Source organism: Clostridium sp. CM74B_53, from assembly GCF_036318045.1.
Classification (GTDB): domain Bacteria; phylum Bacillota; class Clostridia; order Lachnospirales; family Lachnospiraceae; genus Pilosibacter.
Genome location: NZ_JAWQDE010000039.1, coordinates 1 through 1,137 on the forward strand (window position 1 = coordinate 1; position 1,137 = coordinate 1,137).

Consider the following 1,137-nt stretch of genomic DNA (forward strand, 5'->3'; position numbering starts at 1 on the left):
GGACCACGTTATGTGACCCGTATGGTAATGGAACTGTCTGGGAAGTCAGACCAAAGAGAGTGAAAGTCTCGTACATGAAACCAGAAGGGAGCTAGTGGGATCCAGAGTACTGCGAGACACGTGGAACCTTGCAGGAAGTCGGGGGGACCACCCCCCAAGGCTAAATACTCCTTAGTGACCGATAGCGCATAGTACTGTGAAGGAAAGGTGAAAAGGACCCCGGGAGGGGAGTGAAAGAGAACCTGAAACCCTGTGTTTACAAGCTGTGGAAGCACGTTAAGGTGCAACCGCGTACTTTTTGTAGAACGGTCCGGCGAGTTGCGGATGCTGGCAAGGTTAAGCACTAAAGGTGCGGAGCCGAAGCGAGAGCAAGTCTGAATAGGGCGTCAAGTCAGCATGTGCAGACCCGAAACCGGGTGATCTATCCATGTCCAGGTTGAAGCGAAAGTAAAATTTCGTGGAGGACCGAACGCACATCCGTTGAAAAGGGTGGCGATGAGGTGTGGATAGGGGAGAAATTCCAATCGAACCCGGAGATAGCTGGTTCTCCTCGAAATAGCTTTAGGGCTAGCCTCGTATTAGTCTGGTGGAGGTAGAGCACTGAATTTCCTAGGGGGCGTCAAAGCCTACCGAAGAATATCAAACTCCGAATGCCATACAGATGATGTACGGGAGTCAGACGGCACGAGATAAGTTGGGTCGTCAAAAGGGAAAGAGCCCAGACCTGCAGCTAAGGTCCCAAAGTGTGTGTTAAGTGGAAAAGGATGTGGGATTTCAAAGACAACTAGGATGTTGGCTCAGAAGCAGCCACACATTCAAAGAGTGCGTAATAGCTCACTAGTCGAGAGGTCCTGCGCCGAAAATGTCCGGGGCTGAAACACAACACCGAAGCTCAGGAATGTATTTATACATTGGTAGAGGAGCATTCTTAAAGGGGCGAAGCAGTACCGATAAGGAGCTGTGGACTTTTAAGAAGAGAGAATGCCGGAATGAGTAGCGAGATGGAGGTGGGAATCCTCCAGGCCGAATATCTAAGGTTTCCAGGGTAAAGCTGATCTGCCCTGGGTAAGTCGGGGCCTAAGGCAAGGCTGAGAAGCGTAGCTGATGGACAACAGGTTTAGATTCCTGTACCACATG

The 1,137-nt window shown here is 50.7% G+C and carries 1 rRNA gene; it reads left to right on the plus strand.

Annotated elements, in window-relative coordinates:
- Window positions 1–1,137, plus strand: a 23S ribosomal RNA gene (locus V2546_RS15605); the annotation flags it as partial.